Origin of the sequence: Corynebacterium glaucum (assembly GCF_002287505.1) — a bacterium.
GTDB lineage: Bacteria > Actinomycetota > Actinomycetes > Mycobacteriales > Mycobacteriaceae > Corynebacterium > Corynebacterium glaucum.
In genome coordinates this window covers 1318144-1341118 of sequence record NZ_CP019688.1, presented here as the reverse complement: position 1 = coordinate 1341118, position 22975 = coordinate 1318144, and the positions used below count along the sequence as shown (strand labels likewise).

The following is a 22975-nucleotide window of genomic DNA, read 5'->3' as shown; positions in this document are numbered from 1 at the left end:
GGGCAGTGTGTGGTTAGAACGGCGGGTCAGGGTCTTGGGCCTGCGGCACTAGCAGCAGCTCCGCCTGCACAGGCTGCGCAGGCTTCCTCGGCTCCCCGGGATCACTAGTTCGTGCGGGGTTCGCTGGTTGGCCGCGGGTTCGCAGTCTCCGCACCGCAGAGTGCCGTGCTCCGTCGGAATGGTTGAACTCGAGATCTTTCCGACCCCTTCTTCGTAAGCCCGCTCGGCCTTCGCCAGGGTCGTACTCCATGTGGCTCTTGTTAAACCTGTGGTCCCAGTGGTCGTTGTTCTGCCGGTGATGCTCTCGGCACATCGGGGTGAGGTTGGCGATGTCCGTGTTCCCTCCCCGGATCCAAGCAAGGACATGGTGTGCCTCGCACTCACTCAGCGGAACGCTGCAGCCGGCCCAGGCACACACTCCATCAACGGCCAGTAGCGCGACCCGTTGCGCAATCGAAGCGATCCTCGTGGAGCGCTGCAGATTCAGCGGCACCCCAGTCGTTCCTTCAACCGTAAGCACGAAGTCGGCGGTGCCGTCCATGCCGAGGCGGACGAGGTCGAAACAGTCGAGGTCGATGCCCGTGTTGGTGCTGAACCGCGTGGTTGCGTCGGCGTCTGCAAGGTCGTCGAGAGTCACGCTGACCACCACCGAAGCGCAACCGTGCGCGTCTCGCTGCTGCTTGCAGGTGTCGTAGTGCTTGAGTATCTGCATAAGCTGGTCGTAGCGGCGTTGGGAAGGGGAGCGGTAGTCCTCCACACCCTCCGGGAGGTTCGAATTCGGCGCGGTGCCCTTATCCAGCAGCGCTTTCATCAGCGCTGTGTCGCCAGCAACACCGGTGATGCGGATGTCGAAGGTACCGTCCGCCTTCCGCTGGCCGACGAACACACCACGCTTTTCCATCCCGGCGTTTGGGTTCTCCGGCCGACGGTGCTTGCGGTTGACCTCGTCCACCCAGCGCCGCACGGTGGCCCGCAGGTCCGCAACGTCGCGGGTGAGGGCCTCGCGCATGGCGTCGGCAAGCAAGCGCTGCCGTTCACCCTGCGCAGCCTCGAGGAGGTTGTCCAACTCCTGGCGGATAGCCGCTTGTTTCTCCCCACTCACCTGGCCGGCCTGACCACGGGCCTTCCGCTGGTTCTCGCGGGCCCGCTGCCTCGCTCGCTGTTGTTCTTCTCTCGCGAGGCGCTCCCGCTCCGAACGCTCTCGTTCCTCGGCTTCACGCGCAGCGGCGTCCTGGTCCGAATCAATGTCGTTCCCATGTTCGCCTGGGCCTGCCACAGACGGCTCCGCGAACAGGTCCTTGCCCCGCGCGAGCCGGTCATACGCCTCCTTAGGCGACAGTCCCAAACACTGCTTCAGATACGCATTCGGATGTTTCGCGCCAACGCGCCGCCCAGCCTCATCGCGTTCACAGATGTGCGCGAAGGCGGCATCAATCAGGGCCTTGGCATTGAAGATCGCCTCGAGCTTCTCCATCGATTCACGCACATCGTCAAACGCCACTTCGGAGGGGTCTTCAAACATGTCCCGGATCTGGAATAGGGCATTGCCGACGACGTCGACATTGCGTTCCAGCTCCGTAACCATGATCCCTCCCTTCAAACAGATGTGCGGGTCAATTCATCTCGAATATACAAAACAAGACCGACACAATGGAAGAGCCTGAACGCACACTTCAGTGGACATCGAGCTGCGCAGCGCCCAATCGCCCCAACACCCCAGCATCACCGCCCGAATAAAACCGCACCCGATCCACATCCTCCCAAATCGGCTTCTGCCAGGGGTAACCGTCTCGCGCGGCCGCAACAGGAGACAATAGCTCCACCACCGCATCAGTCCCGACCGGCCCGCCAACCACAAGCTCGCCGCCACCAACAGCAACCTCCGCCTCAAAGGTCCGGTCACGACGCACAACCGAAACATCAGCCAGCGGCACAACCGCAAACACTTTCTTCCCACGCCGCAGCACCAGCTCGCGATCATCCACGTACCCAGGGTGCACACGCTCCCCGGCAATCATCGACCACACAAACACCAGCCCCCACACCGAAAGCACCAGCGCCACAACCCGCACCACCCCTGCAGGCAGCAGAAAGTGCACCACCACAATCTCGATCAACATGACCGCGGTAAGAAACCCAACCATCTGCAACCTCCCCGGCTGATGCGGCAGCACGGTCGCACCCTCAGGAACCACGACCCGTCCGCGAACCCACCGCAAGAGATCCCGGTACAACCCCATTTCATACCGCCACATCCGCACGGCCGGATGCCGCTCAATCAAACCCCACACCTTACGCATCGAACTCGCCTGCCAAAGCTCGTACCGCAACCCCCTGCGCCCCCTGAACCTCCAAGTCCCCAAACTCCAGCGGCAGGTCACCCGGGCTCAAAGTCGCAGCCACACCCCGCATCACAGTCTGCGGATACAGGGCCTTGAGCTTATCGACGGCCCCTCCAACCCGCCCATCCCGCTCCCGCATCCGCCCCAGCTCTTCCCAGATATCCGCGAGCTCCCGCGACGCCACAACGCAGCCGTCGTCACTGAGGTTCGCACGCAGCGTCTCCCACGTTGCCGGAGTAGCAACGCCAGCTACCGCCATCAAGTCGAACGCGTCGACCTCCGAACGCGCGTAAGCAGAGTCACCCAGTACCTCAAGCAGGCGCTCCCGCACATCGGCGGGCATGCCTACCGGGCTCTCCCGCAGCGCGATGAGGCGCGCTCGCTGTTGGGAGAGCAGGGCCAACCGGGCGTCGATAAGCGAAATGGATCGCTCCACCGCATCGGGTGAGTGGGTGTCTGCGACCGCGACTCCCGCATCGATGAGTGCCCGGGCGCGAAGCACCGCGACCAGATCAGAGGCTGAGTAGTCGCGGTAGTTGCCGCTGGTGCGGGCCGGTTCGGGGACGGCGCCGGTCTCGTGGAGGTGGCGGATGGCGCGCACGGAGCAGCCGGCGGCGCGCGCGACGTCGGAGATTCTCATGACGTCAGTGTGAACTATGACGTCGCGTGAGGGTCAAGCCCCGGTGCGGAACCCGGCCAAAATACCTAGTTCCGGAACCCGTGCACCGGCGCCGGAATGAAACCGCCGCGGCGGATGAAAGCGTCGTTGCCAACAGCAGTCACAGGAATCACCGGCGCGTAGCCGAGCAGACCGCCGAAGTTCACCTCGTCACCGGGCTTGGTGCCCGGCACCGGAATGAGGCGTGCGGCGGTGGTCTTGTGGTTCATCACGCCGATCGCGGCCTCGTCCGCGATCATGCCCGCGATGAGCTCGGCGGAGGTGTCGCCCGGAATCGCAATCATGTCGAAGCCCACTGAGCAGATCGACGTCATCGCCTCGAGCTTGTCCATGGTGATGGAGCCTGCGCGCACAGCGTCAATCATGCCCTGGTCCTCCGAGACCGGGATGAAGGAGCCGGACAACCCGCCCACACGCGAGCAGGCCATCATGCCGCCCTTCTTCACCGCATCGTTCAACAACGCCAAAGCCGCCGTCGTGCCGTGCGTGCCTACCTGATCAAGCCCCATGTGCTCCAAAATGTGCGCGACCGAGTCGCCCATCTCCGCGGTCGGCGCGAGCGAGAGGTCCACGATGCCAAACGGCACGCCGAGGCGTTCCGATGCCATATTGCCCACCAGCTGCCCGGCGCGCGTGATCTTGAACGCGGCCTTCTTAATCTCCTCGGCCACCTCGTTCAGCGACGCTCCCTCGAGCGAGCCGATCGCGTTATCCACCACACCCGGCCCGGACACGCCCACAGACACCACGGTGTCGGGCTCCTCGATGCCGTGGAACGCCCCAGCCATGAACGGGTTGTCGCCCACCGCGTTCGCGAATACCACCAGCTTCGCGCAGGCAATTGAAGACTCGTCGGCAGTCAGCTCGGCCGCTTCCTTGATCACCCGGCCCATCACAGCCACCGCATCCATGTTGATGCCCGCGCGCGAGGTCGCCACATTCACGGAGCCACAAACATTGCTTGTCGACGCCAACGCTTCCGGAATCGACCGAATAAGCCGGGAATCCGCCTCCGTTGCACCCTTTTCAACCAGGGCCGAGTAGCCGCCCACAAAGTTGATGCCGAGCTGGGCTGCGGCGCGGTCCAGGGCGCGCGCAATCTCGACCGGGTTGCCCTCCACACCCGCGGCCACGAGCGAGATGGGGGAGACCGAGATGCGTTTGTTCACAATCGGGATGCCCAGCTCGCGCTCGATGCCCTCGCACACCGGCACGAGTTGCGCGGCGCGTTCGGTGACGCGGTCGTAAACCGCCTGCGCGGTCGCCTCCATCGTGGGGCGGGTGCAGCCGATGAGCGAGATCCCCATGGTCACCGTGCGGATGTCCAGGCGGTAGTCCTCGATCATCTGGATGACGTCGAGGATGCGGTGCGACTTGAAGTCCAAATCAGTTGCCATGGCTAGATCTCATTCATCGCGGTGAATAGGTCTTCGGCCTGAATGCGCACGACCACGCCGAGCTTGTCGCCCGCAGCAGTCAGGTGCTCCTGGAGCGCGCCCATATCCGCTCCCGCCGGCACCTCGACGCGCATGATCATGGTGAAGAAGTTCTCCATGAGTGTCTGCGACAGGTCCACGATATTCAGGTCTCGCTCCGCGGCTGCCTGAGCCACACCCGCGATGATGCCAACTCGGTCTTGGCCAGTGGTGGTGATGATTGCGTGCATGGTGGATAAGGGTATCCCAGCCGCCACACGGCCACACCACCGCCAGCACAGTTTCACTACCGTGGGACTCATGACTGACATCGATCCCGCAACCATGTCCGACACCCCGTCCGACACCGCCTACGTCCTCGTTCTCGGCGCCGGCGGCAACGTCTCCAAGCACACCGTCCCAAAGCTTGTCGACGAAGGCCACCACGTCACGGCGCTTGTCCGCAACCCCGACCACGCTGCGGATCTTAAGGACGCCGGCGCAACTGTCATCGTCCAGGACCTCACCGAGCTCGACGTCGAGGCATGGGCGCGCTTGCTCACCCCGTTCGACGTCGTCGTGTGGTCCGCAGGTGCCGGCGGCGGCAGCCCGGAAAAGACTTTCGCCGTCGACCGCGACGCGGCCCTGACCATGATCGACGCGCTCGAGCAGCTCGAAGACTTCGCGCCGTTCCTCATCAACGTCTCATACGCCGGCGCGCAGGACGCCACCACCGATGACGATGGCTCGTCCTGGTACGCCTACGTCGAAAGCAAGAAAGCAGTCGATCGCCGTTTGCTCGGCTCGCAGCTCTCGCACCAAATCTTGGGGCCCACATTGCTTACCGACGGCCCGTCGAACGGCATCTCCCTGCTCACCAGCGAAAGGGCGGAAGGCTCCGAAACCTCACGCGAACTCGTCGCTGACGTCATCGTCGAGGCCGTCAACCGCGGCGAGCCGTTCGCGGACAACCCGCTCGAGTTCGAAGACGGCGACGCCGCAGTTTCCGATCTCGATTAAGTTGCCCGGCTAGCCCGGCTACCGCGCCTGAGCGGCGCAGTACTGCGCGAATGCGCGGACAAGCCCGTTGGCGTAGGCAACGTCGTGGTTCGGCAGATCGGCCACGATGCGGGCGTATTCCTCGGCGGGGAAGTAGCCGTAATCGTAGTAGAAGTCCATGCGCGTGCGCATGGCGTCTGCGTCCATCTCGGCGTGGAACTGCGTTGCCCACACGTGCTCGCCATATCGCACCATCTGCACCAGCCCGTCCGGCCCTTCAGCGAGCAGCTCTAGGCCCTCCGGCACCCCCTGCGGGTTCTCGGTGTGCCCGGTCAGGGCGGTGAACTCCTCCGGCGACCCGGCCAACAGCGGATCCAGACGGCCAGCTTCGATCGGGCGCACCTGGGTCGGCCCAGAGTCCTCTGGCCGGTCGCGGCCAACGGCGCCACCGCAGTAGTGCACGAGCCACGACAACCCGAAACACACGAAGAACACCGGCACGCCCGACTCAACCAAGTCCGCGAGCAGCGCGTGCACGTGGCGCTGATAGTCGTCGTAGCCGGCGTCTGTCTCTGCGTTTGTCACGTTCAGCGAGCTCCCGCCGACGATTACCCCGTCGACGCCGGTTAGCGGCCCCACCGCCGCATCAGCAGAGTCGATGATCCGAAGCTCCATACCCACCTCGTCCATCCCAGCCGCTGTGAGCGCGTCGTGGTACTCGGCGCGGGCCACGTCGGGACCGATCTCACCGGTTCGCAAGGAGAGGAAAAGGAGCTTGGACATACCGGCAAGTCTATACCGCTTGGTCTACTAAGACTGAATCGCGCTGGCGTCAGCCGCGGACCGACTGCTCTACAACGTCAAGCATCGCCTCGAGCCGCTCCGGCGTCTCACCGGCAGCCAGCTTCGTAATGAAGCCCTCGAGCACCGTCTCCAAATACGTTTGAACCACTTCAACCGGAACATCGTCGCGCATTTGGGTATTGGCGCGAAGTCGGGCTAACACTGCGTCGTCAAGCACTTCTTGATGCTCCCTCCAGCGCAGCTCGAACTCGGGGTCGGTGCGGAGCTTCCGCACGATCTCGGCTCGGGTGACCATCCAGTCGTGCTCGTCGGGGTTGTGCAGCATGTCGCGCATCACCTCGACCAGGCCGCGCTGGCTGACCACCTCCGCCTGGCGCTTCGCGTCCTCGCTGACGATGGCGAGGAATAGCGCCTCTTTGTCGTTGAAGTGGTGGAAGATCGCCCCGCGCGTCTTGCCGGTGGCCTCTTCCAGCCGCGCCACGGTCGCCCCCTCAAAGCCGTAGCGCGCAAAGCATGCGCGAGCAGCATCGATGATGCCTTGGCGGCGGCGGGAGAGTTCGAGGTCACTGATAATCGGCATGAGGGGCTTTCTTGCTTTACGACGAAAGGGCCGCCCGGCACACAACCGAGCAGCCCCTCCGAGTGGTGCTATTTAGCTCTTGACCATCTGGCGCAGCACGTACTGCAGGATTCCGCCGTGGCGGTAGTACTCCGCCTCACCCGGGGTATCCACGCGCACGACCGCGTCGAACTCGATGGCGTCAGCGCCGTCCTTCTCGGCCTTCACGTGAACCGTCTTGGGGATCTCGTCGCCTTCGTTGAAGGCGGTGATGCCGGAGATGGTGAAGGTCTCGGTGCCGTCCAGGCCGAGCGAGCCGTGGGACTCACCCTCCGGGAACTGGAGCGGCAGCACGCCCATACCGATCAGGTTGGAGCGGTGAATGCGCTCGAAGGACTCCGCGATGACGGCACGCACGCCGAGCAGGTTGGTGCCCTTCGCAGCCCAGTCACGGGAGGAACCGGTGCCGTACTCCTTGCCTGCGAGCACGACGAGCGGGATGCCCGCGGCCTCGTAGTTCATCGCGGCGTTGTAGATGAAGTCCTGCGGCGCGTCTTCCTTGGTGAAGTCGCGGGTGTAGCCGCCCTGCTCATCCACCAGCTCATTGCGCAGGCGGATGTTGGCGAAGGTGCCGCGAACCATGACCTCGTGGTTACCGCGGCGGGAGCCGAAGGAGTTGTAGTCCTGGCGCTCAACACCGTGGGAGTCGAGGTAGTCCGCAGCCGGGGTGCCCGGCTTGATGGAGGAAGCGGGGGAGATGTGGTCGGTGGTCACCGAGTCGCCCAGCTTGGCCAGCACGCGAGCGCCCTCGATGTCGGTGACATCTTCCGGCTCTTCCGGCATGCCGTCGAAGTACGGTGCCTTGCGGATGTAGGTGGAGTCCTCGTTCCACTGGAAGGTCTCGTCCTCCGGAACGTCGAGGCCCTGCCACTGCTCGTCGCCCTTGAACACGTCGGCGTAGTCCGCCTCGTACATCTCGCGGGAGATAGTGGAAGCGATGGTGGACTCGATCTCCTCGGTGGACGGCCACACGTCGCGCAGGAAGACGTCGTTGCCGTCCTGGTCCTGGCCCAGTGGCTGGGTCTCGAAGTCGAAGTCCATGGTGCCGGCGATGGAGTATGCGATGACCAGCAGCGGGGACGCGAGGTAGTTCATCTTCACGTCGGGGGAGATGCGGCCTTCGAAGTTACGGTTGCCGGAGAGCACCGCGGTGGCGGTCAGGTCGTACTCGTTGATCGCCTCGGAAACTTCATTCGGCAGCGGGCCGGAGTTACCGATGCAGGATGCGCAGCCGAAGCCGGAGAGGTAGAAACCGACAGCCTCGAGGTCCTTCCACAGGTCAGCGCGCTCGTAGTAGCCGTCGACAACCTGGGAACCCGGAGCCATGATGGTCTTGACCCACGGCTTAGCCTTCAGGCCCTTCTCCGCAGCCTTGCGTGCCAGCAGCGCCGCACCGACCATGACGGACGGGTTGGAGGTGTTGGTGCAGGAGGTAATGGCGGCAATCGCAACCGCGCCGTGGTCGAGGGTGTACTCGCCGCCCTGCGGGGACTCCACGATGACCGGCTTGGACGCGCGGCCCTCAGCGCCTTCAGCTGCGGACTCGCCGTTGCCCGGCCAGGACTCGTTGTAAGAGACGGTCTCAACCTTCTCAGCACGAACCGGCTCGAAGGTCTCGTCGCCAGCGGTGTTGTAGTCCGGCAGCTGGTTGCGGAAGGTCTGCTTGGAATCGGAGAGCAGGATACGGTCCTGCGGGCGCTTCGGGCCAGCGATAGACGGCACGACGGTGGACAGGTCCAGCTCGAGGTACTCGGAGTACTCAGCCTCGGCAGCGTCCTGCTCCAGCCACATGCCCTGTGCCTTGGCGTATGCCTCGACGCGGTCGATGTCCTCCTGGGAGCGGCCGGTGAGGTGGAGGTAGTTGATGGTCTCCTCGTCGATCGGGAAGATCGCACAGGTGGAGCCGAACTCCGGGCTCATGTTGCCGATGGTGGCGCGGTTTGCCAGCGGAATCTGCTTGACACCGTTGCCGTAGAACTCGACGAACTTCTGCACCACACCGTGCTCGCGCAGCATCTCGGTGATGGTGAGCACGACGTCGGTCGCGGTCACGCCGGCAGGGATCTCGCCGGTGAGCTTGAAGCCGACCACGCGCGGGATGAGCATGGAGACCGGCTGGCCCAGCATTGCAGCCTCAGCCTCGATGCCGCCCACGCCCCAGCCCAGGATGCCCAGGCCGTTCTGCATGGTGGTGTGGGAGTCCGTACCGATGCAGGTGTCCGGGTATGCAACGCCCTCGTTGTCGAACACAACGCGGGAGAGGTACTCGATGTTGACCTGGTGGACGATGCCGGTTCCCGGCGGCACGACGCGGAAGTTGGAGAAGTTCTCAGCACCCCAGCGCAGGAACTGGTAGCGCTCCTCGTTGCGCTCATACTCAATCTCGACGTTCTTATCCAGCGCGTCGGAGGAGCCGAATGCCTCGATGATCACGGAGTGGTCGATGACCATCTCAGCCGGGTTCAGCGGGTTGACCTGCTCCGGGGAGCCGCCGAGAGCGCTGACTGCCTCACGCATGGTGGCCAGGTCGACCACACACGGCACACCGGTGAAGTCCTGCATCAGCACACGAGCCGGGGTGAACTGGATCTCGATGGACGGCTCAGCCGACGGGTCCCAGTTTGCGATCGCGTTGATGTGGTCTTCGGTGACGTTCTTGCCGTCCTCGGTGCGCAGCAGGTTCTCGCCAAGCACCTTCAGGGAGTAGGGAAGCTTCTCCATGCCTTCGACGGCGTCGAGTGCGAAGTAGTCGTAAGACTTGTCGCCGACCTCGAGCGTCTTCTTGGCGTTGAAGGAGTTCTTGCTTTCAGCCACAGTGAGCTCCATTTCTCGTCGTTTTTGGGTATGTGACCCATGGCGGTCAACCCTCAATCTTAAGCGAGCCGCCACAGTTCTGAGTTGATACTAACAGTACGGGCGTAATGTTTTTGGGTTTGCCGCCCAGTTGTCGGGAGCTTTTGCTTATCGACGGTATCTTGAAAGCGCCATCCCATAACCAAACGTTCCATTTCCTAGCGCGAAAGCTTGCCACCCGGACACCATGTCGACCGCCCACTTCTCTGAGACCGCCGATATTGCTGGCCTTGTCGCGCAGCTACGCGAGGACGGTATCGCTTTCGGCACCGAGAACCCGGTGAATCCCGTGCTCGAGTCGGACTTGGTGCAGGCGCTTGCCGACGTCGCCGCATCCGGTGGGCCAGCTGCCGATCAAGTCAGCATTGTCGTGCTTGAGCAGACGCCTGATCACGTGCCGCAGCTCCGTGATCTCGCGCAGGATCTCCAGCTCGAAACCGGCGTCGAGACTGTGCTTATCCGTACTCCCCATGCAGTGGCTGGCGTAAGCGATGAACTGACCCGCGCCCAAATCGAACAGGGGCAACGCGCGATGGCGGGCCAGCCAGATTATGCAGACGGGGTCCGCGCGTTCTTCGAGGCGGCAGACGGACTGTCGTTGCCGTGGCCAGGTATCGCCGCGGCAATGTTCATTGCGGTGAGTCTGGTGGTCGCGGCAACGTGGTTCGCGATCCGTTCCTCCTCGTCTCCGCGCGTGGCCTAATCAGTCGAACATAACCTGCCCACCCCTCGGGCGCGTCAGGTGCCTAGCCTTTACTCTCGCGCCGGCTAAGAATCCTAGCCAACCATATTCCCGCGTGTGACGAACGTCACTACACGAATTTGGCGCGCCATAACACCTGCATGAGGCGGGTGAATGGTAACGGGAACAAACTTGACCAATGTGATTATTGGTAAAGATTGTGAAACAGACTTGTTACGTGACGTATGGTTCTCGTGTCGGCTCGTGAGTTGACAGAAGCAAGAAACTTTCAAGTTCCGTTGCAATGTTTCCAGCCCTAGTCAAGCTGGGAACGCGGACAGATCGGGCATGTGGGGAAGCACGCCAAGTTCTGCGCACTGGATCGGGTGAAGGATCGTGCCACTGTCAGTTGATGCGCCAACATCAGTAGTCAATCGATATTGCCGTGCGTCAAGGCCTAGGTCTTGTCACAGCGTCGCCGGATGTGCCCTAGTCATGCACGTTCACTCCTGCGGCTTTGTGGCCGCGATGCGCGGTGTGAGGAGTACCTCCGTGGTCAACCTGTTTCGGGATGCGCGCCGCCCTCGGCTGCGCCTCACGGCCGGCGCCGTCGCCTGCTCGACAACCATCGTTCTGTCCTCGTCGCTGTTCACTCCGGTAGCGGGCGGCGACGAAACTCCGTCCGCCGCCGCACTCGCGTCGGCGGTCGCGAAAGCTCAGGCCGATGTCGACGCGTTGCAGCTCGACATGGGTGCCCTTCAAGAGAGAGTGAACCGCGCATTCGTTGACCTGCGCGACGCTCAGGCGCGTGCTGAGCAAGCACGCCGCGGCGCCGACGCCGCCGCAGAGCGGTTGAAGGCAGCCCAAGAGGCCGTTGACGCCGCTCGTGCAGATCTCGAGTCGTTTTCTCGATCGCAGTACCGAGGTTCAGGCTCCGCACGGATCTCCGCGCTTGCAGACGACGCATCCCAAAAGGACGCCCTTGATCGCGCCCAGTACATCCGCAGTGGGATGGCGGAGAAGCGCGCAGCTCTTGAGGAAGTTGAACGCGCCCGCACCGAAGCCGCAAACGAGGAATCGACCGCGCGCGAAGCGCTGGAGCTCGCCGAGGCTGCCGCAGAGGCTGCAGTTCGCGCTGAGACAGATGCGCGCTCCCTGCTCGACAGCTCGTCGGAGGCACTCGGGCAACGCTCCACTGAGCTTGAAACTGCGGAGACCGCTCTTTACAACGCAGAAGCTTCTCTCGCTGAAGTGAGGCCTGAGAGCGCTCCCGTTGAGGAGGCCGTTGATAAAGAGACCGGCGACAAAGAGATCGTCGACAAAGAGATCGTCGATGAGGAAACCGTTGAGACCGCCCCGGTGACCATCGACCCCGCGTCGATCGAGCAGGACGTCATCGAGGAAGTCACCGACCGAGTAGCCGAGTTGGCTCCTGAAGCTCCTGCTGCTGACGAAGAGACCGTGGCCGAAGCAATTGCCACCGCATACGCCGCAGAGGGTGCGACCCCAGGCCTCGAGATCCCCGAGCACATCATCGCGCAGGCAGCCAGCATCGTTGCCGCCACCGTGCTCGTTGGCGCATCGCAGCTGCCGCACGCGACTTTCGAAGACCCGTATGCCAGCCCGCTCACCGGCGTGGGTTCGTCTGACCGCGGCGCTACCCGTAGCACCTCCCGCGGCGTTTCGGAGAACTACAGCACGGGTGAGATCGTCACCGCTTTCGCGGGCGGTCTGCAAAACGGCATGGGCCTCGCGTCCGAATCGCCCGCCGACGCGTTGGCGAATGTGCAAGCCCAACTCTCCGACCGATCCCGGAATGAGCAGAGCGCCTCACCGTCGCGCGTTGAAACTCCCGCTACGACCCAGGCAGCCGAAGCGGCCGACGCAGCCGAGGTAGTAGAGGTGTCCCCGTCGGTCGTGTCCGTCCTTCCGGAGGTGGAAACTCCGGAATCCAAGACGGAGGACGTGAAAGAGGTCGTCGCCAAGGTGGCATCGACCGCGAACGCCGCGCAGGTCGAAACCGTCATCGCCCGCGCGGAGGCCATGGTGGGCACGCCGTACGTGTGGGGCGGCGGCGACGCCAACGGCCCAACCACCGGCCTCAACGGTGGGTCGGTGAAGGGGTTCGACTGCTCCGGCCTCGTGCTCTACGCCTTTGCCGCGGCAGGCATCTCCCTTCCGCACTACACCGGATACCAGTACCAGCGCGGCACTAAGATTGACCCGAGCCAGGCGCAGCGCGGCGACCTGCTGTTCTGGGGGCCGGGTGGAAGCCAGCACGTCGCGATCTACCTCGGCGACGGCATGATGATCGAGGCTCCGCAATCCGGTCAGAACGTCTCCATCGTTCCGGTGCGTTGGTCGAATATGTCGGAGCACGCGGTGCGTCTCCTTTAATAGGTCTCTAATAGGTGCAGCAAGATGCGCCGGTGGGTGGTCTCGTTTCACTACGATGGCTCCTATGGCGCTTTCTGACTACGATGCACTCCTCGTCCTTTCTTTCGGCGGCCCCGAAGGTGAGGACGAGGTCATTCCCTTTTTGGAGAATGTCACGCGTGGCCGCGGCATTCCCCGCGAGCGGTTGGCTGAAGTCGGTGAGCACTACTTCCACTTCGGCGGGGTGAGCCCGATTACCGCGCAGAACCGCGAGCTGATCAGCCACATTGAGCAGGCCCTCGCCGAGCGCGACCACAGCCTCCCGGTGTACTTCGGCAACCGGAACTGGCACCCGTTCGCAGAGGACACGGCCAAGCAGATCGCCGAAGACGGTCACCGCAACGTGCTGGTCTTTGCTACCAGCGCGTGGGGCGGGTACTCCGCCTGCCGCCAGTACGACGAGGACATCCAACGCCTCCGCGATATCACGCCGGAAATCGAGTACACCAAGCTCTGGCAGTTCTACGGCAACCCGTCGTTTGTGAATCTCATGGCGCAGCGCACCCGCGAGGCGCTCGGGCGTGCTCCGGAATCTGGCACCAAGGTGCTCTTCACCGCCCACAGCGTGCCCAACGCTGCCGACGATGCCGCCGGTGGCCCGGGCGACGCGAATCTGTACTCCCGCCAGGTGGGGGAAGCATCGCGCTTGATCGCTGAGGCGGCAGGCGTCGATGATTACGAGGTCGTGTGGCAGTCGCGCTCGGGTAACCCCGCGACCCCGTGGCTTGAGCCTGACATCGTCGATCGTGCCGAGGAGCTCAACGAGACTGCGGGAACTTCGCACATCGTCGCCGTCCCGGTCGGTTTCATCACGGACCACATGGAGGTTGTCTGGGATCTGGACACCGAGCTCAAGGAGGCGTGCGAGGCCCGCGGCATGACGCTCAATCGCGTTCCCACCGTCGGCCTCGAGCAGGAGTTCGCGGGCATGGTGGTCGACATCGCTGAGTGCGTCGCTCAGGGCATCGAGCCGCAGACCCTCTCGACAGTCACGGTCCAGGGTTGCACGGTCAACGGTGCGCCCTGTGCGCCTGAGTGTTGCGCACCGGTCCGTCGTTAAAAGCTTTTCGCTTTACGACGCCCATTCCCGGCGATAGTCCATCACCGCATCCGCAACTCCTGCCATGCGCGCGGAGCGGATGTGTCGCCACAGCGCGAACAGCTGCGGGTCGAAACTGTGGTCGCCGAGTCGGTCAGTCACGGTCTCGATGGTGGCCGCGACGCGATCCGCTCGTGAAAAGAGTTTCGCCGCCCGTGGGGTAACACCAGCGGGAAGCCCTGGTGTGTCGTAGAAATCGGCCAGCGTGCCCACGGCCAACCGCGGATTCGGCAGCTCAGCCCGCGTGCCGCCGGCGGCTTCGATGAGCGCGGCTGCGTCATTCGTTGCCTGGGAAAGCAGCGCGTCGGCCTCGCCGGGTGAGAGCCATTCCGGCTCTGGGAGGCGCTCGTCGTCTTCGAACCAGCGCCAGGAAACGCCCGGCCGGGGGCCGCTGGAGTCGTAGGACGGAACCAGAATGTGGGAACGGGATCCCTCACCGCGAATCACGATCGCGCCGGCAGGGGTCAGCGCCTGCATCGCAGGGGTTCCGGCCCTAAGACCTGGAGCCTGTCCGGGTCCCCACAGCACCAAGCGGATGACGGGTTCGGGGGAGTCAAGGGCGGCTTCCAACCGGGCGTCGGCAAGCAACTGCGAAAGCCCCTGACCACCGTAACTGTGGGTGTCTCCGAGGTCTGTGAGTGCATCGATGGTGTCGTCGGTGGACTCGACTCCGTAGAGCCAGGCCGCGAGCCAGACGGCGGTGTTTTGGAGCGGGGAATAGACTTCGGCGCGGGTATGCACGGCAGCGATTTTAACGGATACAATCCCTGCCACTATGAGCACTTCGAGGCACGATGACCGTTACGGGGACGACATCCTCAAAGGCCATGCACGGACGCGGAAACCGACGTATCCCCAGGTACCGGCCGAGCCGGGGATGGTGGTCGAGGTGGTTGGCGACGACTTCGTTGGCGCTGTTGTAGGAGCCGAGCGCACCTACGACGGCGATTTCGTGCGTCTGGAAGACCGCCGTGGCACGCAGCGCCTGTTCAAGCTGCTTCCCGGCGCGTTTCTGCTCGAAGGGCAGCGAGTGACGTTGAGGCGCTACGTGGCGCGGCAACAAAGCGCACCCACGCATTCGAACTCCGGCTCGCGCAAGGTGCAGGGAGTCAAAGCGAAGGTGGCCATGCCGAGCCGCATCTGGGTGGAGGGCATCCATGACGCAGCGATTGTAGAGAAGGTGTGGGGCCACGACCTGCGCGTCGAGGGCGTGGTGGTGGAATACCTCGAGGGCCTGGACAACCTGCCGGAGCGTCTCGCCGAGTTTCAGCCGGGGCCAGGTCGGCGGATCGGTGTGCTTGCAGACCACCTGATTGAGGGCACGAAGGAATCCCGCCTTGTTGAAAACGTCGGCGAACACGTGCTGGTCACCGGCCACCCGTACATCGACATCTGGGCGGCGGTGAAGCCAGCCAGCGTGGGGATTCGTGCGTGGCCGGACGTGCCGCGCGGCGAGGATTGGAAGACGGGCGTGTGCCAGCGGCTCGGGTGGTCGGACCCGAAGGAAGGCTGGCATCGCGTCTACGATTCGGTTTCGACATTCCGCGACATGGACCACACGCTGATCGGAGCGGTGGAGCGTCTGGTGGATTTCGTGACCAATCCGGAGCTTTCTAAGGCTGACGTGTAGCAGGGCGTGCCGTGTAGTCTCGAATCCATGGGTGCTTTGATCTGGTTCATTGCAGCCGGCATCCTCGCAGGGCTTGAGCTGCTGGTCGGGGAGATGACGCTGCTAATGCTCGCAGCTGGAGCGTTAGCAACCGCCGGCATTTCGCTGCTCGGTGTCCCGCTTTGGGCGGAGGTGGCCATGTTCGCCGTCTCCTCCGCGGGGTTCTGGTTCTTTTTGCGCCCATACCTGCGCAAGCGCCTCGACACACCAATGCTTTACGACGAATCCCCGCGCGCCCTGGTGGGCTCGCGTGCGGAAGTCGTCGAGGCGATCACCCCGACTACGGGGCAAGTGCGTTTCGATGGTTCCATCTGGTCTGCCCGCGCTCTGGATCCGGCGGAAACGATTCCTGCCGGCCAGCTCGTGACCGTTTCCGCAATCGACGGCCCCGTAGCGGTCGTCTGGAAGGAGTAGTGCGTTAATGGGCGCGCTTATCGCTTTTATCGTCATCATCGTTTTGGTGGCGTCGCTGCTGTTCGCATCCGTGAAACTGATCCCGCAGGGCGAGGCTGCCGTCATCGAGCGCCTCGGCCGCTACACCCGCACCGTGTCCGGTGGTCTCACCCTGCTGGTGCCGTACGTGGACCGCATTCGTGCCCGCGTTGACACCCGTGAACGCGTCGTGTCCTTCCCGCCGCAGGCGGTGATTACCCAGGACAACCTGACCGTTGCAATTGACACGGTGGTCACCTTCCAGATCAACGACCCTGCGAAGGCCATTTACGGCGTGGACAACTACCTCGTCGGTGTTGAGCAGATCTCGGTGGCGACGCTTCGCGATGTGGTCGGCGGCATGACGCTTGAGGAGACCCTGACTTCGCGCGAGACCATCAACCGTCGTCTGCGCGGCGAGCTCGATGCCGCGACCGCGAAGTGGGGTCTGCGCATCAGCCGAGTCGAGCTGAAGGCGATTGATCCGCCGCCGTCGATCCAGCAGTCGATGGAGATGCAGATGAAGGCGGATCGCGAGAAGCGCGCGATGATTCTTACCGCCGAGGGTAAGCGCGAGTCCGACATTAAGACGGCCGAGGGCGAGAAGCAGGCGCGCATCCTTTCCGCCGAGGGTGAAAAGCACGCGGCCATTTTGAACGCGGAGGCGGAGCGTCAGGCTGTGATCCTGCGCGCCGAAGGTGAGCGTGCGGCGAAGTTCCTCGAGGCACAGGGTGAGGCGCGCGCGATCCAAAAGGTGAACGCCGCGATCAAGTCGGCGGGTGTCACGCCTGAACTTCTTGCGTACCAGTACCTGGACAAGCTGCCGAAGATTGCCAACAACGAGGCGGCGACGATGTGGATGATCCCGTCGCAGTTCGGCAACTCGCTGGAGCAATTTGCCCGCGCGTTTGCGGACAAGGACGACGACGGCGTGTTCCGCTACGAGGCGGAGCGCGTCGACGACGCGACCCGCGAGATGGCCGGCCAGGACGACACGGACAAGTGGTTCGACACCTCCACCGACCCGGAGCTTGCCAAGGCGCTCGCCGAGGCCCGCGCTGTGGCCAACAAGCACGTCGACGAACCGGACCCGACGCAGAATCCTGCCCCGGCGGAATCACGCGAGTCGTCTCAGCGGGAAATCGAATCGAGCAGCGGCATCGCGTCGCGAGTTCGTGCTGGCGAGCCGGCGAGCCCGACGGTGGAGGCGCAACCTCGCCAGGAGGCGCAGCGCGAATCGGTGCAGCCTTCAGAGCTGCGGCCGGAAGATTACGGCCAGTTCCAGCGCCCGCCTATGCCTCCGCAGCAGGGCCAGCCGGGCCAGTGGGTTGATCAGCCTCGGCCCGAGTAATTAAGTGCAGGGCGAGCTTCCACCCGGACTGCTCCGCCTGCCACCCAGCGGCCTGCAGACGCTGGCTCATCGCCTGCTTGGAGATGCCCAGCTCGCGGGCCGCTTCATTTTGGTTCATGCCGCTGCGCACAAGCGATGTCGCTTCGCGGCCCTCAAGGGTCCGCTTATGCAGCACATGGCCAAGAAGGGCGAACACCGCCGCGATGTCCTCGGCAGCGGTGCCGGGGCGCCGGGTATCCACGCCGACTTTCACCTGAGCAGGGCGCGTGCCGACGGCATCTGAGGCCGCATAGACCCCGCGTCCGTTCTGCGTGATGCCCAACCCGATCGCCCAGTTGCCGTCGGACAGCAGGGCCATCACGAGGTTGAGCGCTGCTTCCGACGAATCCACGTCGGTGCGGATGTCTTCGACGCTCACCATCTCGAACGGGGAAACGCCAGGCAGCGTCGCCAGCGCCTCGGCGGATCGCGCAACCACGTCAGCGCGCCGCTTATCGCGGCCCCGGTACCGTGCATGGACGCCAATCATGGTGGCTAAGTCTACGCGTCTACCTCTGAGGCTTTACTGGAGGTAACCGATGCGGGCAAGAGGGCGTCGGCAAGCAAACCGGCGAAACCCACGACACACAGGACGATTGTGGCGACGACGACCACTGGCGACGCCTCCCCGGTGAGGGTATCTCCGAAGAGAACGGTGACGATAGTGCCTGGCAGTGAGCCCACGAACGTCCCTACCGCGAACGGCAGGACCGGTACACGGGTGAGTGCCGCGGTGTAGTTAAGGATGGAGAAGGGGACGAACGCAATCATGCGCAGGCTGGCGACGGCGAGCCAACCGCGAGCCTCAAGGCGCTGGTTGATGGTCTCGATCGAGGGGTGCGTAAGCCGCGGCGCGACCCAATCCCGCAAGAGGAAGCGCACTATGAGCAGCGAGACAACGGCGGAGACCATTGTGGCGGTCACCGCGACGGTAATGCCCAGCGCGCTGCCGAGCAGGATGCCGGAGGACACCGTCATGATGGTTCGCGGGATGGGGAACTGGGTGACAGCAACGTAGAGCAGCCAAAACAACACTGGAAACCAGGGGCCGGTCTCATCCGCCCATTGGCGCAGGACGGCGAGCGGCGGGACGTCGAGAAGCGCCCAAGCAACGATGAATAGAGCGGCGGCGAGGGCGAGGAGAAAGATGCGTCGCGGGGAGAGTGTCGGCACGATCCCTCCCGTCGCTATTGAATAAGAAAACCGGCTCTGGACAGTGTGTTTGCTGTTCACAGGGCCGGTATTTTTGTGCCCGAGGGGGGACTTGAACCCCCACGTCCGTTAATAGGACACTAGCACCTCAAGCTAGCGCGTCTGCCATTCCGCCACCCGGGCATAGGGTGTTTGTTCAGCCTCTCGGCTGGGCACTTCGATAACTATAGGGCGGGGCTCCGACATCGCCAAATCGCCAGCGCACCGCCGGTATCGGGTCAGAATCTGCTGGCTTTGCGGGCTGTTGTTTCCGCCCCGACGCGTCGCATTGAAGAGAGATGCGCAACTCTTTGCGGCATGCTATGGCAGCGATCACTAGAAATCGGTACGAATGGAGCCATGGCTTCCTACATTTCTGATCGTTTCCCCGGCCCCGATCCGTACGCCCCGCTCAAGGACGTGCCCGGCTTCGAGCTCACCTCCACCGACTTCCATGACGGCGAAGAGCTGCCCGACAAGCACGCTGGCGATGACGCGGTGAGCCCGCAGCTCGCATGGTCGGGCCTGCCTGAGGGCACGAAGTCCATTGCTGTGACCTGCTTCGACCCGGACGCGCCGACCGCCTCGGGGTTCTGGCACTGGTCCGCTTTCAACATTCCTGCCGATGTCACCGAGCTTCCGGCCGGTGCAGGCTCGGAAGACGGGCTTGGCGTGGGTGCGACGGTGTTGACCGGCGACTCCGGCATCAAGGGCTACTACGGCGCTAACCCGCCGGAGGGTCACGGACCTCACCGCTACCTCTTCGCCGTCCACGCTGTAGATACGGAGTTCGATCCGGCGGAGATCGCGAACCCGACCCAGCTTGGCTTCAACCTCTACTTTCACACGCTCGGCCGCGCCATCCTCTGGGGTTGGTACGAGAACAAGTAGACCGGCCCGGTAACATCCGGCCCATGGTCCCCATTCAACTGCGCGCCGGCGGCGCTTTCCTAGCTCTCGCCGTCGTGCTGTTTATTTTTGCCTTCCTCGCCTTCATGCGCGGTGAGCAGGTCTACGCGCTCACGCCGCAGTTTCTGCTCACGGTGATCGCCGCGATCATCTTCGGTGCATTCGCCACCACGGACAAAACCCAGGCGGGCTCCCGCAAGCAGGTCATCGCGCTCGCGATTGCGGTGCTCCTGATCGGCATCGGCATCATCGTGCCGAACACCGTGCTCGCCCTCACCCCAACGTTCTGGCTCGCGATGTGGGGCGTCGGCGCGCTGCTCTGCGCCCTTATTCTGCGCCGTCTGTCCATGTAAGGCCGCTGCCTACAGCCTCAGAGATATGGCTGAGGCCATGGAGCTTCAGTTGCTTAACGACGCCCTGGTGCACGCCTCGGATCCACCCCGGACCGCCGTAGATGAACGGCGTGTAGCCCTGTAGCAGACTTGCCCCCGCGGTGATTCGCTCCCACGCCTGCTCGGGCGTCATGATGCCGCCGACGCTGATGAGCACCAGCTGATCGCCCACGCGGTTGTGCAGGCGGGCCAGCACCTCAAGCGCGCGGTCCGCGAGCGGCGCGCCGGAAATGCCGCCGGCCCCCATCGCCTCGACCTCATCGGAGGGTGTCGAAAGGCCGTCGCGGGAAATGGTGGTGTTGGTTGCGACGATGCCGGCAAGGCCGAGATCCAGGGCGAGGTCTGACACCGCATCGACGTCCTCGTCGGAAAGATCCGGTGCGATTTTGACCAGCACTGGGGTGTCCGTGGCCTCAACGACCACCTGCAGAATCGGACGCAATTCCTCGACCGCTTGGAGGTCGCGAAGTCCCGGTGTGTTCGGTGAGGATACGTTCACGACCAAGTAATCAGCGAGCGGACCCAGCACCGTCGCGCCGGCGCGGTAGTCGGCCACTGCGTCCTGTTGAGTCTTGTTCTTGCCGATGTTGATGCCAATGACGTCATCCGAGCGCTTGGCTTTGAGACGCTGCGCCGCATCGAGTGCGCCCTCGTTGTTGAATCCCATGCGGTTCAAGATCGCCTTGTCCTTGGGCAGGCGGAACAGGCGCGGCGCAGGGTTGCCCGGCTGCGGCTTCGGCGTGACGGTGCCTAGCTCGGCGTAACCAAATCCGATGGCGCCCCATGCGTCCACGGCGGTGGCGTTCTTATCGAAACCAGCAGCCAAACCCAAGGGTGCCGGGAAGCGCACGCCAAAGAGTTCCTGCTCCAGTGCCGGATCGTGGACCCGCACCACGCGCTCCATGGCGCGGTTTACCGGTCGCGCTAAGTGCAGCAAGTGCAGCGCGGTGCTCATGACACCGTGGATGCGCTCCGGCGGAAGAAGGAACATGGCTTTGAGTGCGGCGTCGTAGAGCTTCATCAGTGTGTTCCTTTGCGTTGTGTTTAACGATCGGAGGTGGGGAGATCCCGCAGGTCTTTTTGCGCTGGGGTGATGATTTGGATGCCGTCGCCGGTAGCGGAGGCGAGGACCAGCGTGCCGTCGTCAAGCGAAATGATGCTCTGCGCATTGGCGACGGTGCGCAACTGGGCCCGCTGGAGTGGCACGCCGCGCGAGATGTCGTACCCGGTGACCAGGTTCTGGGAGGTGGATGCGACCCACACGAGGCGATTGGCCGGATCCCACGAGACGTCCCACGGGCTTTCGGGCACGGGTGCCATCTGGTGGAGGCGGATGATGTCGTCGGAGGTGTAGACCAACAGCTGGTTTCCGGTGGTGTCCGCAGCGAGGACCAGTCCCTGCTCGCCTCCGGCCGTCTTGCCAACGCCGAGGCCGACGCGCAGCGTGCCGCCTTGACGGCCGCCGTTCCAATCGAGGTCCTGGATCGTGGTGTCGAAGCTGTTGGTGCGCACCACTGTGTCCGGTTGGCCGTCGACGGGCACCGCCTGAATGGAGTCGGTTTCGCGGGCCACGGGGATCGTCTTGACCAACTCGCCGTCGCGGTACACCCAGACGTCACGTTCTTCGCTGCTGCCTGCGAGAATCTCGCCGCTCGAGGTCACCGTAGCGGACGTGGCCGGGTGCTCAACCGGAAGTTCATCGGCGCCTGACGCTGTGAACGTGCGCACCGTCGTGCCGCAGCCGACAGCGAACACGCCAGCGTTGGCGGAAACATCGCCGCATTCAGCTTCAAGGGGCCAGGACTCCGCGGTCTCATCGAGGATTTCGTCGAGAGCACCGACCGTGATGGCGTCCGCAGTGCGCACCGCGATCAGCCCATCGGTAGTGTCAAGATCCAGCACGGGCTCATACTCGTGGACCTCGCCGTCTGGGTCTGTCGCGGATGGAGACTCAATAGGGGAGGCATTGCCCATGTTCACCGCGAGCTCGTCGGCAAGCTCGGTCGGGCGACTGCACGCGGTGAGCGCCGCTGTGCCAAGTGCAACGGCAAGGACTGCCGCGGCGGCCTCGAAAGCGCGGAGTTTCTTCACAGCCCTCAACACTAGCAACCAGCCTTCACGGTTCTTCAGCTGCGGTGGAGTAGGGTTGCACACCGTGATTCAACCCGACGCGCAAGTTATGACCGAGTCCATGACGTGGCTTCAAGTCATCGTTTTGTCCATTGTGCAGGGCTTAACCGAGTTCCTCCCCGTGTCCTCCTCCGGCCACCTCCGCATTGTGTCCGAGCTGTTCTGGGGCCAAGACGCGGGCGCCAGCTTCACGGCCGTGATCCAGTTGGGCACCGAACTCGCGGTGCTGGTCTTCTTTGCCAAGGACATCTGGCGCATCCTCACGGCGTGGTTTGCCGGAGTGCTGGACAAGACGAAGCGCGGATTCGATTACCGCATGGGCTGGATGGTCATCGTCGGCACGATCCCGGTGGGGCTCGCGGGTGTGCTGCTCAAAGACCTCATCCGGGAAAACTTCCGCAACCTCTGGATCACCGCCACGGTGCTGATCCTGTTCTCCTTCGTCTTCATCCTTGCGGAACGCAAGGGGCGCAAGACCCGCGGGTTCGAGGAACTGACCATGAAGGACGCAATCCTTATGGGCCTGTGGCAGTGTCTTGCGCTGATCCCGGGCGTGTCGCGCTCCGGCGGCACGATCTCCGGCGGTTTGTTCCTGAACCTCGATCGCGAAGTGGCAACCAGGTTCTCCTTCCTGCTGGCCATCCCTGCGGTGCTCGCGTCGGGCCTGTTCTCGCTTCCCGATGCCTTCGACCCGCAGGCCGGCCAATCCGCCTCAGGGTTGCAGTTGCTGGTCGGATCGGGCATCGGGTTTGTGCTCGGCTACATCTCGATTGCGTGGTTGCTCAAGTTCGTTTCCCACCACTCGTTCGCCTGGTTCGCCGCGTACCGCATTCCGCTGGGAATCATCGTCATGATCCTTCTGGCAACCGGAGTCATGCAGCCTTATTAGGGGATTTGCCGCGCCTGTGGGGTATGTCGCAGTCGCGAGTAGTGT

Annotated in this window: 23 protein-coding genes and 1 tRNA gene; 10 read left to right on the top strand and 14 right to left on the bottom strand. The window is 63.8% G+C overall.

The window, feature by feature from the left end:
- Positions 1-13: 13 nt before the first annotated feature.
- From CGLAU_RS06535 to CGLAU_RS06515, 5 genes are all read right to left on the bottom strand, one after another.
- Complete coding sequence (locus CGLAU_RS06535; RefSeq protein WP_095659992.1) at positions 14-1585, bottom strand: HNH endonuclease signature motif containing protein; 1572 nt, start codon at positions 1583-1585, stop codon at positions 14-16.
- A gap of 88 nt (positions 1586-1673) precedes the next feature.
- Entirely contained in the window at positions 1674-2300 is a 627-nt protein-coding gene (locus tag CGLAU_RS06530) for a hypothetical protein (RefSeq protein WP_095659991.1), read from the bottom strand.
- Positions 2293-2982: a MerR family transcriptional regulator gene (locus CGLAU_RS06525; RefSeq protein ID WP_095659990.1), complete on the bottom strand. Its 690-nt coding sequence runs from the start codon at positions 2980-2982 to the stop codon at positions 2293-2295. Before CGLAU_RS06525 ends, CGLAU_RS06530 begins: the two co-directional genes overlap by 8 nt.
- Before the next feature lie 65 nt (positions 2983-3047).
- Positions 3048-4418, bottom strand: coding sequence for a PFL family protein (locus tag CGLAU_RS06520; protein WP_095659989.1), 1371 nt, complete (start codon positions 4416-4418; stop codon positions 3048-3050).
- Between the two features lie 2 nt (positions 4419-4420).
- A complete protein-coding gene (locus CGLAU_RS06515) occupies positions 4421-4687 on the bottom strand; it encodes an ACT domain-containing protein (RefSeq protein WP_095659988.1) in 267 nt (88 codons plus the stop codon).
- Between the two features lie 70 nt (positions 4688-4757).
- Between CGLAU_RS06515 and CGLAU_RS06510 the strand changes: the two genes are divergently transcribed.
- Positions 4758-5456 (top strand): NAD(P)H-binding protein, encoded by a 699-nt coding sequence (locus CGLAU_RS06510; RefSeq protein WP_232507065.1) that lies wholly within the window; start codon positions 4758-4760, stop codon positions 5454-5456.
- A gap of 18 nt (positions 5457-5474) precedes the next feature.
- On the opposite strand, the gene CGLAU_RS06505 is transcribed toward CGLAU_RS06510, so the two are convergent.
- The 3 genes from CGLAU_RS06505 to acnA all read right to left on the bottom strand — a co-directional run bounded on the left by CGLAU_RS06505 (position 5475) and on the right by acnA (position 9672).
- Positions 5475-6218 (bottom strand): glutamine amidotransferase-related protein, encoded by a 744-nt coding sequence (locus CGLAU_RS06505; RefSeq protein ID WP_095659987.1) that lies wholly within the window; start codon positions 6216-6218, stop codon positions 5475-5477.
- A gap of 49 nt (positions 6219-6267) precedes the next feature.
- Positions 6268-6819, bottom strand: coding sequence for a TetR/AcrR family transcriptional regulator (locus CGLAU_RS06500; protein WP_095659986.1), 552 nt, complete (start codon positions 6817-6819; stop codon positions 6268-6270).
- A gap of 72 nt (positions 6820-6891) precedes the next feature.
- Complete coding sequence (acnA, locus tag CGLAU_RS06495) at positions 6892-9672, bottom strand: aconitate hydratase AcnA (RefSeq protein WP_232507064.1); 2781 nt, start codon at positions 9670-9672, stop codon at positions 6892-6894.
- A gap of 226 nt (positions 9673-9898) precedes the next feature.
- Between acnA and CGLAU_RS06490 the strand changes: the two genes are divergently transcribed.
- The 3 genes from CGLAU_RS06490 (at position 9899) to CGLAU_RS06480 (ending at position 13889) form a co-directional block, all read left to right on the top strand.
- Entirely contained in the window at positions 9899-10414 is a 516-nt protein-coding gene (locus CGLAU_RS06490; protein ID WP_095659984.1) for an Rv1476 family membrane protein, read from the top strand.
- Positions 10415-10888: 474 nt separating this feature from the next.
- Positions 10889-12790, top strand: coding sequence for an NlpC/P60 family protein (locus CGLAU_RS06485; protein WP_095659983.1), 1902 nt, complete (start codon positions 10889-10891; stop codon positions 12788-12790).
- Between the two features lie 64 nt (positions 12791-12854).
- Positions 12855-13889, top strand: a complete 1035-nt coding sequence (locus CGLAU_RS06480) for a ferrochelatase (RefSeq protein ID WP_095659982.1) — start codon at positions 12855-12857, stop codon at positions 13887-13889.
- 12 nt (positions 13890-13901) lie between these two features.
- Here CGLAU_RS06480 and CGLAU_RS06475 read toward each other — a convergent pair whose 3' ends face one another.
- Entirely contained in the window at positions 13902-14669 is a 768-nt protein-coding gene (locus tag CGLAU_RS06475) for a hypothetical protein (RefSeq protein WP_095661085.1), read from the bottom strand.
- A gap of 34 nt (positions 14670-14703) precedes the next feature.
- Here CGLAU_RS06475 and CGLAU_RS06470 point away from each other — a divergent pair, with 34 nt between their 5' ends.
- The 3 genes from CGLAU_RS06470 to CGLAU_RS06460 are packed head-to-tail and all read left to right on the top strand — an operon-like array spanning position 14704 to position 17380.
- Positions 14704-15558, top strand: a complete 855-nt coding sequence (locus CGLAU_RS06470; protein ID WP_095659981.1) for a DUF3097 domain-containing protein — start codon at positions 14704-14706, stop codon at positions 15556-15558.
- Positions 15559-15585: 27 nt separating this feature from the next.
- Complete coding sequence (locus CGLAU_RS06465) at positions 15586-16011, top strand: NfeD family protein (protein WP_095659980.1); 426 nt, start codon at positions 15586-15588, stop codon at positions 16009-16011.
- A 7-nt stretch (positions 16012-16018) separates the two neighbouring features.
- The gene (locus tag CGLAU_RS06460) at positions 16019-17380 is read left to right on the top strand and encodes an SPFH domain-containing protein (protein ID WP_095659979.1); all 1362 of its coding nucleotides are present in this window, start codon (positions 16019-16021) and stop codon (positions 17378-17380) included.
- On the opposite strand, the gene CGLAU_RS06455 is transcribed toward CGLAU_RS06460, so the two are convergent.
- From CGLAU_RS06455 to CGLAU_RS06445, 3 genes are all read right to left on the bottom strand, one after another.
- Positions 17322-17909, bottom strand: coding sequence for a MarR family transcriptional regulator (locus CGLAU_RS06455; protein WP_095659978.1), 588 nt, complete (start codon positions 17907-17909; stop codon positions 17322-17324). The two genes, CGLAU_RS06460 and CGLAU_RS06455, sit on opposite strands and share 59 nt — an antisense overlap.
- Before the next feature lie 11 nt (positions 17910-17920).
- The gene (locus tag CGLAU_RS06450) at positions 17921-18592 is read right to left on the bottom strand and encodes a TVP38/TMEM64 family protein (protein WP_095659977.1); all 672 of its coding nucleotides are present in this window, start codon (positions 18590-18592) and stop codon (positions 17921-17923) included.
- Between the two features lie 76 nt (positions 18593-18668).
- Positions 18669-18754, bottom strand: a tRNA-Leu gene (locus CGLAU_RS06445).
- Positions 18755-18970: 216 nt separating this feature from the next.
- Between CGLAU_RS06445 and CGLAU_RS06440 the strand changes: the two genes are divergently transcribed.
- Together CGLAU_RS06440 and CGLAU_RS06435 are read left to right on the top strand one after the other, a co-directional pair.
- The gene (locus CGLAU_RS06440; protein WP_095659976.1) at positions 18971-19501 is read left to right on the top strand and encodes a YbhB/YbcL family Raf kinase inhibitor-like protein; all 531 of its coding nucleotides are present in this window, start codon (positions 18971-18973) and stop codon (positions 19499-19501) included.
- 23 nt (positions 19502-19524) lie between these two features.
- A complete protein-coding gene (locus CGLAU_RS06435) occupies positions 19525-19872 on the top strand; it encodes a hypothetical protein (RefSeq protein ID WP_095659975.1) in 348 nt (115 codons plus the stop codon).
- On the opposite strand, the gene CGLAU_RS06430 is transcribed toward CGLAU_RS06435, so the two are convergent.
- A complete protein-coding gene (locus CGLAU_RS06430; RefSeq protein WP_095659974.1) occupies positions 19847-20932 on the bottom strand; it encodes a quinone-dependent dihydroorotate dehydrogenase in 1086 nt (361 codons plus the stop codon). The genes CGLAU_RS06435 and CGLAU_RS06430 overlap by 26 nt on opposite strands.
- 23 nt (positions 20933-20955) lie before the next feature.
- Positions 20956-22002, bottom strand: coding sequence for a WD40 repeat domain-containing protein (locus tag CGLAU_RS06425; RefSeq protein WP_232507063.1), 1047 nt, complete (start codon positions 22000-22002; stop codon positions 20956-20958).
- A gap of 88 nt (positions 22003-22090) precedes the next feature.
- On the opposite strand from CGLAU_RS06425, the gene CGLAU_RS06420 reads away from it, so the two are divergent.
- Positions 22091-22930 carry an undecaprenyl-diphosphate phosphatase gene (locus tag CGLAU_RS06420; RefSeq protein WP_095661084.1) on the top strand — a complete coding sequence of 280 codons (840 nt, stop codon included), beginning with the start codon at positions 22091-22093 and terminating at the stop codon, positions 22928-22930.
- Positions 22931-22975 lie beyond the last annotated feature (45 nt).

What these genes read in the sequence shown, in the direction of transcription:
- CGLAU_RS06535 (WP_095659992.1), bottom strand. Translation starts at nt 1,585, where the DNA reads ATGGTTACGGAGCTGGAACGCAATGTCGACGTCGTCGGCAATGCCCTA.
- CGLAU_RS06530 (WP_095659991.1), bottom strand. Translation starts at nt 2,300, where the DNA reads ATGCGTAAGGTGTGGGGTTTGATTGAGCGGCATCCGGCCGTGCGGATG.
- CGLAU_RS06525 (WP_095659990.1), bottom strand. Translation starts at nt 2,982, where the DNA reads ATGAGAATCTCCGACGTCGCGCGCGCCGCCGGCTGCTCCGTGCGCGCC.
- CGLAU_RS06520 (WP_095659989.1), bottom strand. Translation starts at nt 4,418, where the DNA reads ATGGCAACTGATTTGGACTTCAAGTCGCACCGCATCCTCGACGTCATC.
- CGLAU_RS06515 (WP_095659988.1), bottom strand. Translation starts at nt 4,687, where the DNA reads ATGCACGCAATCATCACCACCACTGGCCAAGACCGAGTTGGCATCATC.
- CGLAU_RS06510 (WP_232507065.1), top strand. Translation starts at nt 4,758, where the DNA reads ATGACTGACATCGATCCCGCAACCATGTCCGACACCCCGTCCGACACC.
- CGLAU_RS06505 (WP_095659987.1), bottom strand. Translation starts at nt 6,218, where the DNA reads ATGTCCAAGCTCCTTTTCCTCTCCTTGCGAACCGGTGAGATCGGTCCC.
- CGLAU_RS06500 (WP_095659986.1), bottom strand. Translation starts at nt 6,819, where the DNA reads ATGCCGATTATCAGTGACCTCGAACTCTCCCGCCGCCGCCAAGGCATC.
- CGLAU_RS06490 (WP_095659984.1), top strand. Translation starts at nt 9,899, where the DNA reads ATGTCGACCGCCCACTTCTCTGAGACCGCCGATATTGCTGGCCTTGTC.
- CGLAU_RS06485 (WP_095659983.1), top strand. Translation starts at nt 10,889, where the DNA reads ATGCACGTTCACTCCTGCGGCTTTGTGGCCGCGATGCGCGGTGTGAGG.
- CGLAU_RS06480 (WP_095659982.1), top strand. Translation starts at nt 12,855, where the DNA reads ATGGCGCTTTCTGACTACGATGCACTCCTCGTCCTTTCTTTCGGCGGC.
- CGLAU_RS06470 (WP_095659981.1), top strand. Translation starts at nt 14,704, where the DNA reads ATGAGCACTTCGAGGCACGATGACCGTTACGGGGACGACATCCTCAAA.
- CGLAU_RS06465 (WP_095659980.1), top strand. Translation starts at nt 15,586, where the DNA reads ATGGGTGCTTTGATCTGGTTCATTGCAGCCGGCATCCTCGCAGGGCTT.
- CGLAU_RS06460 (WP_095659979.1), top strand. Translation starts at nt 16,019, where the DNA reads ATGGGCGCGCTTATCGCTTTTATCGTCATCATCGTTTTGGTGGCGTCG.
- CGLAU_RS06455 (WP_095659978.1), bottom strand. Translation starts at nt 17,909, where the DNA reads ATGATTGGCGTCCATGCACGGTACCGGGGCCGCGATAAGCGGCGCGCT.
- CGLAU_RS06440 (WP_095659976.1), top strand. Translation starts at nt 18,971, where the DNA reads ATGGCTTCCTACATTTCTGATCGTTTCCCCGGCCCCGATCCGTACGCC.
- CGLAU_RS06435 (WP_095659975.1), top strand. Translation starts at nt 19,525, where the DNA reads ATGGTCCCCATTCAACTGCGCGCCGGCGGCGCTTTCCTAGCTCTCGCC.
- CGLAU_RS06430 (WP_095659974.1), bottom strand. Translation starts at nt 20,932, where the DNA reads ATGAAGCTCTACGACGCCGCACTCAAAGCCATGTTCCTTCTTCCGCCG.
- CGLAU_RS06420 (WP_095661084.1), top strand. Translation starts at nt 22,091, where the DNA reads ATGACCGAGTCCATGACGTGGCTTCAAGTCATCGTTTTGTCCATTGTG.